This window comes from Bradyrhizobium sp. (assembly GCF_030646015.1).
Classification (GTDB): Bacteria; Pseudomonadota; Alphaproteobacteria; order Rhizobiales; family Xanthobacteraceae; genus Bradyrhizobium.
Map to the genome: position 1 here is coordinate 1 of NZ_JAUSLT010000149.1, position 12,652 is coordinate 12,652.

The window sequence follows — 12,652 nt, forward strand, 5'->3', positions numbered from 1 at the left end:
CACGGCCAGATGCCGACGCTCGAGCTCGACGACGGCAGCTATCTGTCGGAGATCACCGCGATCTGCGAATACCTCGAAGAGAAGAATCCCGCGCCGGCGCTGATCGGATCGACGCCGGAAGAGCGCGCGGAGTGCCGGATGTGGACCCGCCGCGTCGACCTCAACATTTGCGAGCCGCTGGCCAACGGCTATCGTTTCGGCGAGGCGCTGAAGTTTTTCGAGAAGCGGATTCCCGTCGTGCCGGAAGCCTCCCCCGGTCTCAAGATGATCGCGCAAAACCGCCTGAAATGGCTCGACGGGCAGATCGCCGGCAAGGACTATCTGTGCGGCAAGCGCTTCACGCTGGCCGACATCCTGCTCTACGGCTGGCTCAACTTCGGCAACCAGGTCGGTCAGCCGCTCGATACCACCAACGCCAACATCGCGGCGTGGTTCGCGCGGGTCGGCGCGCGGCCTTCGGCGAAGGCGTAGGGATTCTTCACCCTCCCCTGGAGGGGGAGGGTCGGCTCGCATCGCAAGATGCGAGACGGGGTGGGGTGATTGTCCCTCAACCCGGGCACTGTTGGCGACGAGGGACTTTCACCCCACCCCGCTCGCTACGCGAGCGACCCTCCCCCTCCAGGGGAGGGTAAGAAATCACATCACCACCGGCGCATCCGGCAGTTCGTTCTTCCCGCCGCCATCCCGCGGAAAATGTGCAGCCAGCAGCCGCGACACCGCGTCGATCCCCCTGATCGCGCCGCGGGCGAAATCGCCCGCCCGGAACTCGGTCTCCATCGCCTTGCAGATGTCTTCCCAGCCGGCGGCGCCGACTTTTGCGTCGATGCCGCGGTCGGCGACGATCTCGACGTCGCGGTCGGCCAGCAGCAGGTAGATCAGCACGCCGTTATTGTCGGCGGTGTCCCAGATCCGCAGTTGCGAGAACACATCCAGCGCGCGCTCGCGCGCCGGCTGGTCGCGGAACAGCGGCGCGCCGTCGAGCGCGCCTTCCACCACGAAGCGGAGCTGGCCGGAATGCGTCGCCTCGCCCGCCTTGATGGCGCGTTCGATCACCGCCATCACGTCAGGCGGAAAAATGCGCCGGACCCGCCAGCGATGGGCGATGAGATGCCTGCCGATGCGCTTGATGCCCATTACCAGCTCCCCGACGCGCCGCCGCCGCCGAAACTTCCACCACCGCCGCTGAATCCGCCGCTGCTTGAACTGCCCGAACTGCCGCCTCCCGACCATGAGCCAGCGCCGCCGCCTCGTCCGCCACCGGTCGAGACCATGTCGCTGAACATGGCGAAGATGAAGGCGGCGATCCCGACAATGACCGAGGCGACAATGGAGCCGACGAACAGCCAGGCCACGAATCCGATAACGCCGCCGGTCGCAACCGAGCCGACCAGACGACCCAGCGTGGTCCGCAGCAGACCGCTGATGAGGAATGCCGCGACGAGGACAAAGGGATTGAAGGGATCAATATAGTTCTCGAGACCCGTGCCACGCCAGTGCTCCGGCTCCGGCGCCGGCAGTTTTTCGCCGTCGATCACCCGGATCATCCGGTTGACGCCCGCCGAAATGCCGCCGGCGAAATCGCCGGATTTGAATTTCGGCGTGATGTCTTCGTCGATGATGCGCCTGGTGGTGGCGTCGGTGAGCGCGCCCTCGAGGCCGTAGCCAACCTCGATGCGAAGACGCCGGTCGTTCTTGGCGACGACCAGCAGCGCGCCGTCGTCGATCTTCTTGCGGCCGATCTTCCAGGCTTCCGCGACCCGGATCGAGAATTGCTCGATGGATTCCTGATCGGTGGTGGGAACGATCAGCACCGCGATCTGGCTGCCCTTGCGCGTCTGCAGATCCTTCAGAGTCTGCGTCAGCGCGGCGACGTCGCCGCTGGACAACGTCCCGGTCTGATCGACCACGCGCCCTGACAGCGGCGGCACCGCGACGTCGGCCGCGGCTGCGCAGGAAAAGCACAGCAGCAGCGCAAGGAAGGCGGCTCTTGCAGCGTTCATCGCAGGCCGGCCCTTGATGGTCGCATCACCTGTCAGGTTACTTGGCAGGTGCGGCCGGCGCCGGCGCCGGATTAAAGTCCACCTTCGGCGCGGTCGAGATCGCCTTCTCGTTCTCGACGGTGAAGTTCGGCTTCTCCTTGTAGCCGAACGCCATCGCCGTCAAATTGTTCGGGAAGGTGCGGATGCCGACATTATAGTCCTGCACCGCCTTGATGTAGCGGTTGCGCGCCACCGTAATGCGGTTTTCGGTGCCTTCGAGCTGCGACATCAGGTCCTTGAACAGCGCGTCGGATTTGAGCTGCGGGTAGTTCTCGGTCACGACCAGCAACCGCGACAGCGCGCTGGAGAGTTCGCCCTGCGCCGCGGTGAATTTCTGGAACGCGGCGGGGTCGTTGAGCACCTCGGGCGTCGCCTGGATGCCGCCGACCTTGGCACGGGCGTTGGTGACCCCGAGCAGCACGTCCTTTTCCTGCTGCGCGAAGCCTTTCACCGAATTGACCAGATTGGGCACGAGGTCGGCGCGCCGCTGGTACTGGTTGACGACCTCCGACCAGCCGGCCTTGACCTGCTCGTCATTGGTCTGGATCGCATTATAGCCGCAATTGGTGAGGCTCAGCGTCGCCAGCGCCGCCAGCACGGTCCATAATCTGCGCATCGTCATTTCTCCGGTTGGATTTTGCCGCAACGTATCAGAAGCATCCCCTCAGGTAAGCAACCGAAGGGACGTTCGCCAGTCTATTTGCGATCAACGGGTGTTCACCCTCCCCTGGAGGGGGAGGGTCGGCTCACATGGAGCGCAGCGACATGTGAGACGGGGTGGGGTGACGGCCTATCAACGCCGGCACTGTTCAAGATGAGAGACCGCCACCCCACCCCGCCGCTCATTTCATTCGCGTCGACCCTCCCCCTCCAGGGGAGGGTAAGTATCTTCGCGCCATGATAGCCCTTGCCTATCATTCGCCTGAACAGGCAACATGACCCGATAACAATAAAAGGGACGGGAAAGCCATGGGATACGAGACCATCATCGTGGAACGGCCGGAACCGCGGATCGCCCGGATCGTGATGAACCGGCCCGAGGCCCGCAACGCGCAGAACCTGCAGATGACCTACGACCTCAACGCCGCATTCGACGCCGCGGTGCAGGACGACGCGGTCAAGGTCATCATCCTGGCCGGCAACGGCCCGCATTTCTCGGCCGGGCACGATCTGCGCCCCGGCGCCAAAAACGCCGCCGGGGTGGATTTTCCGCCGGTCGGAAATTGGGGCGGGTTTGCCGAACCGAATGCCCATGGCCGCTTCGCGCGCGAGCAGGAGATCTATCTGCAGATCACCCGGCGCTGGCGCAACCTCGCAAAACCGACGATCGCGGAAGTCCATGGCAAGTGCATCGCCGGCGGGCTGATGCTGGCCTGGGCCTGCGACCTGATCGTCGCCAGCGAAGATGCCGAGTTCTGCGATCCCGTGGTGACCATGGGCGTCTGCGGCGTCGAATGGTTCGTGCATCCCTGGGAACTCGGCCCGCGCAAGGCCAAGGAATTGCTGTTCACCGCCGACGTCTGGAGCGCCGAGGAAGCGCACCGGCTCGGCATGGTCAATCATGTGGTGCCGCGGCCTGATCTGTCGTCATTCGTGATGAAGCTGGCCGAGAGGATCGCCGCCAAACCGTCGTTCGCGCTGAAGATGACAAAGGAGGCGGTGAACCGCTCGGTCGATGTCATGGGCCAGCCGGCGGCGATCGATCAGGCCTTTGCGCTGCATCAGCTCTGTCACGCGCATAATCTGCAGGAGTTCGGCATGGTGGTCGACCCCGCGGGGCTGCATCCCTCGGTCAGGAAAACGGCGGCGGTAAAGTAAATCAGATGGACCTCAATCTCAGCGACGAGCAGCGCCTGCTGCGCGAAAGTGTCGACCGCTTCATCGCGGAAACCTATCACGCCGATCACCGCCGCAAGAGCGCCGGCGATCCGCTCGGCTTCAGCCCCGCGATCTGGAAACAGTTTTCCGAGCTTGGCTGGCTGGCGCTGCCGATCGCGGAAGAGTATGGCGGGCTCGGCGCGGGACCGGTCGAGACCGGCATCGTGATGGAAGCCTTCGGGCGCGGGCTGGTTTCCGAGCCCTATCTGTCGACGGTGGTGATCGGCGCCGGCCTGATCGCCGAATGCGGCAGCGAGGCGCAGAAGCAGGCGATGCTGCCAAAGGTCGCCGACGGATCGCTGCGCCTTTCCTTCGCGCATTCGGAGCGAGCCGCGCGGTTCGACCTTTCGCATGTCGAGACCACAGCGACCCCCACGCCGGACGGCTGGATCATCGACGGCTGCAAGACCGCCGTGCTCGACGCGCACGCGGCGGACCAGATCATCGTCTCGGCCCGCCTCCCTGGCGGGGACGGCGCGGCGGGGGATTTATGCCTGTACCTGGTGCCAGCCGGCAGCGTTGGCCTGACGATGCGGGATTATCCAAGGCTCGGCGGCGGCCGCGCCTGTAATCTCGAACTAACGGGCGTTCGGCTCGAGCCCGACGCCCTGATCGACAACGGCAGCGATGCGCTGCCGCAAATCGAGGCCGTGGTCGACCGCGCGCTGGCAGCGCTCGGCGCCGAGGCGGTCGGTATCATGCAGATCATGTTCGACATGACGCTGGAATACACCAAGGTGCGCCAGCAGTTCGGCAAGCCGCTGTCCGCCAACCAGGTGATCCGCCATCGCCTCGCCGACATGGCGATGCATTGCGACGAGGCGCGATCGATCGCGTTGCGCGCGGCGGTGATGGCCGATGCCGAACCGGTCGCGCGGGGCCGTGCCGCATCGGGCGCGAAAGCCAAGATCGGCAAATCCGCGCGCTTCGTCGCCGAGCAGTCGGTGCAGCTGCACGGCGCCATGGGCGTCACCGAAGAGCTCGACATCGGCTCCTACTTCAAGCGGCTGCTCGCCTTCGACACGCTGTTCGGCGGCAGCGCCCATCATTACCGCCGTCACGCCGCGTTGGGCGGACGAACACCCCCTCACGCCTGAGCATCGGAGCGCCAGCATGGACCTCACCTTCAGCGCGGAAGAACGCATCTTCGAGCAGGAAGTCCGCGACTTCATCGCGCAAAATCTCACGCCGGAAATGAAACGCGCCACCGCGTTGACGCCATCGGTATTTTCCGATCCCGATATCGGCATGGCCTGGCAGCGCGCGCTGCATGAAAAGGGCTGGGGCGCGCCGGGATGGCCGGTGGAAGCCGGCGGACCGGACTGGACGCCGGCGCAGCGCTGGATTTTCGAGGCCGAATGCGCCCGCGCCGGCACGCCCAACGTCAACGTGATGGGCGTCAAGATGGTCGGACCCGTCATCATCGGCTTCGGCACGCCGGAGCAGAAGAATTTCTATCTGCCGCGGATTCTTTCGGGCGAGGATTACTGGTGCCAGGGCTATTCCGAGCCAGGCTCCGGCTCCGACCTCGCCTCGCTGAAGACCCGCGCGGTGCGCGACGGCGACGACTACGTCATCAACGGCACCAAGATCTGGACCACGCACGCGCATCACGCCAACCGCATGTTCGCGCTGGTGCGCACCAATGATACCGAGCGCAAGCAGGACGGCATCAGTTTTATCCTGATCGACATGAAGAGCCCCGGCATCACCACGCGGCCGATTCTCACCATCGGCGGCGACCACGAGGTCAACCAGGTGTTCTTCGACGACGTCCGCGTTCCCGTCACCAACCGCGTCGGCGAGGAAGGCAAGGGCTGGACCTACGGCAAATATCTGCTCGAATTCGAACGCGGCTCTGGCATTGCGTCAGCCAAACTGCGCGACGCGCTGAAGACCGTCGCTGACCTCGCTGAATCGGACGCCACCGGCCACGCCATCGACGATCCCGATATCGCGGTGCGGATGTCCGAGATCGAGGTCGACATCGACACGCTTGAGATGACCGAGCTGCGGGTGCTGTCGGCGCTGCAGACCGGGCAGAACCCGGGCGCGGTGTCATCGCTTTTGAAACTGCGGGTCAGCGAAATCCGCCAGGCGGTAACGCGGCTCGGCGTCGAGGTGATCGGCAATGACGGGCTCTATGTCGAGCCGATGCGGCCGCTGTACCGGCTGAACGAGGCGCCGGGGATTCCGGAAGAGATTTTGCCGGTGGTGCCGGAATATCTCAACGGCCGCGCCTACACCATCTTCGGTGGCTCCTCGGAAATCCAGCGCGATATCGTGGCGAAGATGGTGCTGGGGTTGTAGGGCACTTACCCTCCCCTGAAGGGGGAGGGTCGACGCGACTGAAAGGAGCGGCGGGGTGGGGTGACGGTCTCTCGTTTCGAACAGCGCACGAGTTGAAAGACTGTCACCCCACCCCGTCTCGCATTTCGCTACGCTCTATGCGAGCCGACCCTCCCCCTCCAGGGGAGGGTGAAGAGCGATCGTGCTCCTACGCCCCCGCCTTCGCATCCCGGATCGCCTGCCAGACCTTCATCGGGGTCAGCGGCGTCGTCAGGTTCTTGATGCCGAGTTCGCTGAGCGCATCGATCACGCCGTTGACGAGGCAGGGGGTGCCGCCGATCGTGCCGGATTCGCCGCAGCCCTTGGCGCCGAGCGGGTTGGTCTTGCACGGCGCTGAGTCATCGAGCGCGACCGCGATCGGCGGGATGTCGTCGGCGCGCGGCAGGCAGTAGTCCTGGTAGCTAGCGGTCAGCAGCTGCCCTTCGGCGTCGTAGCTCACGCCCTCGTACAGCGCCTGGCCGATGCCCTGCGCGACGCCGCCGTGAATCTGGCCGGTCACCAGCATCGGATTGACGGCCACGCCGACGTCATCGACGGTGGTGTAGCGCACGATCTTCGTCACGCCGGTCTCGGGATCGATCTCGACTTCGCAGATATGGGTGCCGTTCGGCCAGCTCGGGCCGTCGACTTCGCCCTCGCTGTCGACGCTGAGCCGCGCACCGCTTTCCTTCTTCGCGATCTCGAACAGGCCGATCCGCTTGTCGGTGCCGACCACCGTCAGCATGCCCTCGCGGTATTCGATGTCCTCGACCGAGGCTTCGAGAATATTCGACGCCTTTTCGCGCGCCTTGGCGATCATGTCGGCGGCGGAGACCGCCAGCGCGGTGCCGCCGACGAACAGCGAGCGCGAACCGACGCTGCCGAAGCCGGTGGCGAGATCCGTATCGCCCTGCACGATGTCGATCTTGTCCATGGCGATACCGAGCGCGTCAGCCGCCATCTGCGTGAAGGTGGTCTGCAGCCCCTGCCCCATCGCCATGGTGCCGGAATGCAGGATGATGCGGCCTTCCGCTGTGGCGTGCAGGCTGACCTTTTCGGTATGGGCGCGGCCGCCGGTCCATTCAATATAGCTGGTGAGGCCGCGGCCGTAGAGCAGGCCCTTCTTCTTCGCTGCCTTTTTGCGGGCGGCAAATCCGTCCCAGTCGGCAAGCTTCGAAGCGCGTTCCAGCATGTGGGCGAACGCGCCGGAATCATAGACCTGGCCGACCGGATTGGTATAGGGCAGCTGCGACGGCTTGATGTAGTTCACGTTCCGAATGGCGCGCGGATCCATCCCGATCTGCCGGGCGGCGGCATCCATCAGCCGCTCTACGATGAAGACGCCCTCGGGGCGGCCCGCGCCGCGATAGGCGCCGACCGGCGCGGTGTGGGTCATCACCGATTTGACCTCGTAATGCACCAGCGGCAGGTCGTAGACGCCGGACTGCACGAAGGGGCCGAGCACCAGCGGAATGATATTGCCCGCGCCACTCGAATAGGCGCCGGTGCCGCCGACCGAGCGCACCCGATAGGCCAGCACACGCCCCTTGGCGTCGAGCGCGAACTCGCCGGTCGAGGTGAGATCGCGGCCATGGGTGCCGCCGACGAACTCGTCGGTGCGGTCGCCACGCCAGCGCACCTTGCGGTTCAGCTTTGTCGCGGCATAGGCGACGATGCCGTCTTCGGGATAGAGGCTGGTCTTCTGGCCAAAGCCACCGCCGATATCGCCGACCAACACGCGGATGCTCTCCTTCGGCCGCTTCAGGACTGCTTCCGCAAGCAGATCGCGGGTCGAACCCGGCGTCTGCGACTGCACATGCAGGATCAGCCGTCCGGTCTTCTTCTCGATCTCGGCGATGATCGAGCGCGGCTCCATCGCGGAGGGAACGAGGCGCTGGCTGACCAGGTCGAGCGAAACCTTGTGCGCAGCGCTGGCGAAGACCGCCTCGACCTTGGCGGCATCGCCATAGCTCATGGCCGCGACGATGTTGTCCGGCGCCTCGGCCCACACCACCGGCGCGCCGGGTTTTGTCGCCTCGACGGGATCCACCACCGACGGCAAGATCTCGTAGTCGATCGCGATCGCCTCGGCCGCGGTCTGCGCCGCCACCCGCGATGTCGCCACCACGGCGGCCACCGCCTCGCCGGCATAGCGCACGACCTCATGCGCCAGCAGCCGGCGCGGCGGCACCGTCATCGGCTTGCCGTCCGGCCGCATGAACACCGCCAGCGTCGGGATGGTGCCGATGTCGTCGGCGACGAGGTCAGCGCCGGTGTACACCGCCTCGACGCCCGGCATCCCGGCGGCCGCCTGGCTGTCGATCGAGGTGATCCTGGCGTGGGCATGCGGCGAGCGCAGCACATGCAACCAAAGCGCGCCGTCTTCCGGCTTGTCGTCGATGAACTGCCCCTTCCCGGTAAGCAATCGCTGGTCTTCAAGACGCTTGACGGGCTGGCCCGCACCGAAACGCAGATTGCCAGGAAGAATGTTCATCAGTTTGTCCTTCGAGTCTCTTGTTCGAAGGACGGGTTTTAGCGGATTTCGCGATGGAAACAACCGACCGAACCGCGGCCTAGCGATTGGGCACTATGACGGTCGGCCGATGTCCACGATGTCGACGTCCAGATTTCGGGAATGCGAGCCCCGTTTCACGGTCAATTTCACCGATCGGCCGGCGCCAATCTGCTCGATCTCGTCGGTGAGGTCTGAAAGCCGCCGAACGGGCTTGCCGTTGACCTCGGTGATGACATCCCCGAGCGCGCCGGTGGGGAAGTCGACACCGCGGATCCCCGCGCGCGCCGCCGGACCGGCGGGGGCCGTGCGCACGACGATCACGCCTTCGATCCCGAGCCGGGTCGCAGGGCCTCGTTCGCCGCCACGATACCGATCCCCGGGGTGGGCACCCGTCCGGTCCGGATGAGTTCGGGTACGACACGATTGACGATATCGACCGGTACCGCGAAGCCTATTCCGGCGTTGGTGCCGGACGGTGAAATAATCGCGGTGGTGACACCGATCAGCCGCCCGGCGGAATCCAGCAGCGGTCCACCCGAGTTGCCGGGATTGATCGCGGCATCGGTCTGAATGACATTGGCGATTTCACGGCCGCTGCTGGTCGGGAGCCTCCGTTTGAGCGCGCTGATGATGCCGCTGGTCATCGATTGATCAAGCCCGAACGGATTGCCGATCGCAAATGCGGCTTGCCCGACTTTCAGGTCGGCCGAACTTCCGAGCGCAAAGGGCGGCGGCGCCTGCCGGGCATTCCGGATCCGCAGCACGGCAAGGTCGTAATTCGGCGCCACGCCGATCACCTCGGCCTCGGCCACTTCACCCGAGGCAAAGCGAAGCGCGACCGTCTTTGCACCCTGGACGACGTGATCGTTGGTGACCACGTGGCCCTGGTTGTCCCAGATGAAGCCCGTGCCGGATGACGCCGGCGCTTCGCCGGATGACGACGGCCCCTCATCCTCGGAAAGCGGGTTGGCGCCGGAGCGGGCCGCGACCTGCACGACCGACGGCGACACCCGCTCGAAGATTTCAATCGCTCCCCGTTCGACCTCGGAAAACGCGCCGCGTTGCTCGATCGCTCGCGCCACCGTGGTCGCCGACGGCGCGAGCCAGAATTTCGCTCCGGTAAGCGCCAGTACCAGCGCCGCGACGGCTGCCAGCGCGAGAGTGGTGCGACGGTTCATCTTCACTCACCTCATGACCCCTCATGACCAGATCCAGTCGATTGCAGGGGTCGGGATAAAGTACCGCCTTCCCCGCTGCCGGGCGCCAGCCGCGCCCGGTGCAAAAACGCCGCAACACTCCGGAAGTTTCTGGCCTGTCGCGGCGACAACCCGTCAGGAAACCGCCTCCGCCACCCCCCGCAGCACCGCTTCGACCGCCTTGCGCTCCTCCGCCGTTAACGCGGCCTGCGGCGGCACGGGGTCGCCGACCTCGTAGCCCTGGATCGAAAGCCCCGCCTTGATGCAGGCGGCGAGGTTGTAGCGCGCGAAGGCCTCGTTGATCCGCCACAGCTTCCGCTGCAGCTTCAGCGCGTCGTCCCAGCGCGCGGCCTTGCAGAGGTTGTAGAGTTCGACGCTTTGTTTGGGGATGATGCAGGCCGGCCCCGCCATCCAGCCGACCCCGCCGATCAGCATCACCGCGGCCGGGATATGCGCCGACGCCGAGAAAACGCGGATCGAGTCGCCGCAGCGATTCATGATCGACAGCAGCCGCCCGGTATTGGTCGAGGCGTCCTTGATGTAGCCGATGCGCGGATGGGCCGCGAGCCGCGCGATGACGTCGAGCGTGAGATCCGAGCGCTGGAATTGCGGATTGGTGTAGATCACCACGGGAATATCGACCGCGTCCGCGATGGCGCGAAAATAGGATTCGACTTGGCGATCGCTGAGCGGGAAATACGCTTCCAGGATCGCCAGGATGCCGTCGGCGCCGAGCTTCTGGCAGGCTTTGGCCTGCGCCACCGCGTCCGCCGTCGAAGTCGAGGCGACGCCGGCGACCACAGGCACGCGGCCTTTTGCCACCTCGATCGTGGTCTGCACCACAGCCTGACGCTGCGCATTGTTGAGATAGGCAAACTCGCCGGTCGAGCCGAGCGGCGTCAGTCCGTGCACGCCGGACTTGATGAGATCGTCGCACAGATGAGCCAACACATCGGTGCGGATCTGGCCGGCGGGATCGATGGGGGAGACGAGATAGGGAAAAACGCCGTGGAAATCAGTCATGAGACTGACTTTAGGACCTTCGCGGCGCCCGGGTCAATTCGCAGCCGCGATCGTCGATCTGGCCATGGGCTCGAAGAATTTTCAAGGCGTCGGGTTCGTGGACGCCGAATCCCCTGTTACGGTCGCCTTCGAGATTGACCGGATTTCGGGCCTGGCAGATCAATCCCTGACGGTGACGGAGATTGCGATGTTCTCAAAATTTTCGCGTCGGCATTTTGCCAAGCTCACGGGGCTTTCCGCCTTCCTCGGGCTGGCGGCGACGCCCGCGAAGCCTGCGGATGGCGACGCCAGGCCGGCAGCCGAGCGGCACGCACCGTTTCCCTTTCCGAACGATTTCGTCTGGGGCACCGCCACATCGTCCTATCAGATCGAAGGCGCCGTCAACGAGGACGGCCGCGGCCGTTCGATCTGGGACACGTTTGCCCATACGCCGGGCAAGATCGAGGACGGTAGCAACGCCGACCGCGCCAACGATCACTATCACCGTTACAAGGAAGACGTCGGCCTGATCCGGGATCTCGGCGCCAAGGCCTATCGATTTTCGATCGCGTGGCCGCGGGTGTTTCCGGAAGGAAGCGGCGCTGCGAATCCCAAGGGGCTCGATTTCTACAACCGCCTGGTCGATGAGCTCCTGAAGAACGGCATCGAGCCCTACGCAACGCTGTATCACTGGGATTTGCCGCAGGCGCTGCAGGACCGTGTCGGCGGCTGGCAATCCAGCGACACCTCGAAGGCATTCGGGGATTACGCGGGTTACGTGGCCGAGCGCCTGAGCGACCGCGTCAAGAACATCTTCACCCTCAACGAAGCCGGGCGATTTCTGAATTTTGGCTACGGCTGGGGCATCGATGCGCCGGGCCTGAAACTGCCGACGGGCGAGCTGAACCAGGCGCGTCACCATGTCGTTCTGGCGCACGGGCTCGCCGTGCAGGCGATCCGCGCCAGGGCGCGCGCCGGCACCAGGGTCGGCCCGGCCGAGAATATCGCGGCCTGCGTGCCGGCGTTCGACACCCCGGAACATGTCCGCGCCGCCGAGATGGCGACGCGCGAATTGAACGCGGGTTTTCTCGGCGTGATCCTGGAGGGCAAATACACCGATGGCTTCCTGGAATATGCCGGCAAGGACGCGCCTAAATTCACCGCCGAGGAATTGAAGATCATCGGCTCGAAGAACGACTTCGTCGGCCTCAACATCTACGCGCCGCAATTCTACATCGCCGCTTCCGACAAGAAGCCGGGCTGGTCGGTGCTGCCCTTCCCCGCCTCGTTCCCGCACATGAATTCGGAATGGCTGCGCGTCGGCCCCGAGGTGATCTACTGGGCGCCGCGGCTGGCCGCCAAAGTCTGGAACATCGACACCATCTATATCAGCGAGAACGGCACCTCCTCGGAGGACAAGCTTGGCCCCGACGGGCAGGTCTACGACCTCGACCGCATCATGTACCTGCGCAACTATTTGGCGCAGCTGCAGCGCGCGACCTCGGAAGGCGTCCCGGTAAAGGGCTATTTCCTGTGGAGCCTGATGGACAATTTCGAGTGGATCTTCGGGTTCGAAAAGCGGTTCGGCGTGTACCGGGTGGACTTCGAAACACAGGCGCGGGTGGCAAAACTCAGCGCGTCATTCTTTCGCGACGTGGTGGCGAGGAATGCGATCGGGGTTTAGCAGGACGCCG

General features: G+C 65.0%; 10 protein-coding genes and 1 pseudogene. 5 read left to right on the forward strand and 6 right to left on the reverse strand.

Going from position 1 to position 12,652, the window contains the following annotated elements; genetic code table 11:
• The coding region (locus Q7T45_RS22560) for a glutathione binding-like protein (protein WP_304873700.1) at window positions 1-471 on the forward strand (471 nt) is incomplete at its 5' end.
• 165 nt (window positions 472-636) lie between these two features.
• On the opposite strand, the gene Q7T45_RS22565 is transcribed toward Q7T45_RS22560, so the two are convergent.
• From Q7T45_RS22565 to Q7T45_RS22575, 3 genes are read right to left on the reverse strand one after another with little or no spacing between them, the layout of a single operon-like run.
• Window positions 637-1,134, reverse strand: a complete 498-nt coding sequence (locus Q7T45_RS22565; protein WP_304873701.1) for a TPM domain-containing protein — start codon at window positions 1,132-1,134, stop codon at window positions 637-639.
• Window positions 1,134-2,000, reverse strand: coding sequence for a YgcG family protein (locus Q7T45_RS22570; RefSeq protein ID WP_304873702.1), 867 nt, complete (start codon window positions 1,998-2,000; stop codon window positions 1,134-1,136). The genes Q7T45_RS22565 and Q7T45_RS22570 overlap by 1 nt, the downstream gene beginning before the upstream one ends.
• 37 nt (window positions 2,001-2,037) lie before the next feature.
• Window positions 2,038-2,655 carry a LemA family protein gene (locus tag Q7T45_RS22575; RefSeq protein WP_304873703.1) on the reverse strand — a complete coding sequence of 206 codons (618 nt, stop codon included), beginning with the start codon at window positions 2,653-2,655 and terminating at the stop codon, window positions 2,038-2,040.
• Window positions 2,656-3,008: 353 nt separating this feature from the next.
• Between Q7T45_RS22575 and Q7T45_RS22580 the strand changes: the two genes are divergently transcribed.
• Genes Q7T45_RS22580 through Q7T45_RS22590 form a run of 3 tightly spaced genes read left to right on the forward strand, consistent with a single transcriptional unit; the run spans window position 3,009 to window position 6,227 of the window.
• Window positions 3,009-3,857 carry an enoyl-CoA hydratase gene (locus Q7T45_RS22580; protein WP_304873705.1) on the forward strand — a complete coding sequence of 283 codons (849 nt, stop codon included), beginning with the start codon at window positions 3,009-3,011 and terminating at the stop codon, window positions 3,855-3,857.
• Between the two features lie 5 nt (window positions 3,858-3,862).
• The gene (locus tag Q7T45_RS22585) at window positions 3,863-5,014 is read left to right on the forward strand and encodes an acyl-CoA dehydrogenase family protein (RefSeq protein ID WP_304873706.1); all 1,152 of its coding nucleotides are present in this window, start codon (window positions 3,863-3,865) and stop codon (window positions 5,012-5,014) included.
• Window positions 5,015-5,030: 16 nt separating this feature from the next.
• Window positions 5,031-6,227, forward strand: a complete 1,197-nt coding sequence (locus Q7T45_RS22590) for an acyl-CoA dehydrogenase family protein (protein ID WP_304873707.1) — start codon at window positions 5,031-5,033, stop codon at window positions 6,225-6,227.
• A 187-nt stretch (window positions 6,228-6,414) separates the two neighbouring features.
• On the opposite strand, the gene Q7T45_RS22595 is transcribed toward Q7T45_RS22590, so the two are convergent.
• From Q7T45_RS22595 to Q7T45_RS22605, 3 genes and pseudogenes are all read right to left on the reverse strand, one after another.
• Complete coding sequence (locus Q7T45_RS22595; RefSeq protein WP_304873710.1) at window positions 6,415-8,739, reverse strand: xanthine dehydrogenase family protein molybdopterin-binding subunit; 2,325 nt, start codon at window positions 8,737-8,739, stop codon at window positions 6,415-6,417.
• Window positions 8,740-8,832: 93 nt separating this feature from the next.
• Window positions 8,833-9,938 (reverse strand): annotated as a pseudogene (locus Q7T45_RS22600) (S1C family serine protease).
• A gap of 153 nt (window positions 9,939-10,091) precedes the next feature.
• Complete coding sequence (locus Q7T45_RS22605; RefSeq protein ID WP_304873711.1) at window positions 10,092-10,979, reverse strand: dihydrodipicolinate synthase family protein; 888 nt, start codon at window positions 10,977-10,979, stop codon at window positions 10,092-10,094.
• 187 nt (window positions 10,980-11,166) lie between these two features.
• Here Q7T45_RS22605 and Q7T45_RS22610 point away from each other — a divergent pair, with 187 nt between their 5' ends.
• Window positions 11,167-12,642, forward strand: coding sequence for a GH1 family beta-glucosidase (locus tag Q7T45_RS22610; RefSeq protein ID WP_304873731.1), 1,476 nt, complete (start codon window positions 11,167-11,169; stop codon window positions 12,640-12,642).
• Window positions 12,643-12,652 lie beyond the last annotated feature (10 nt).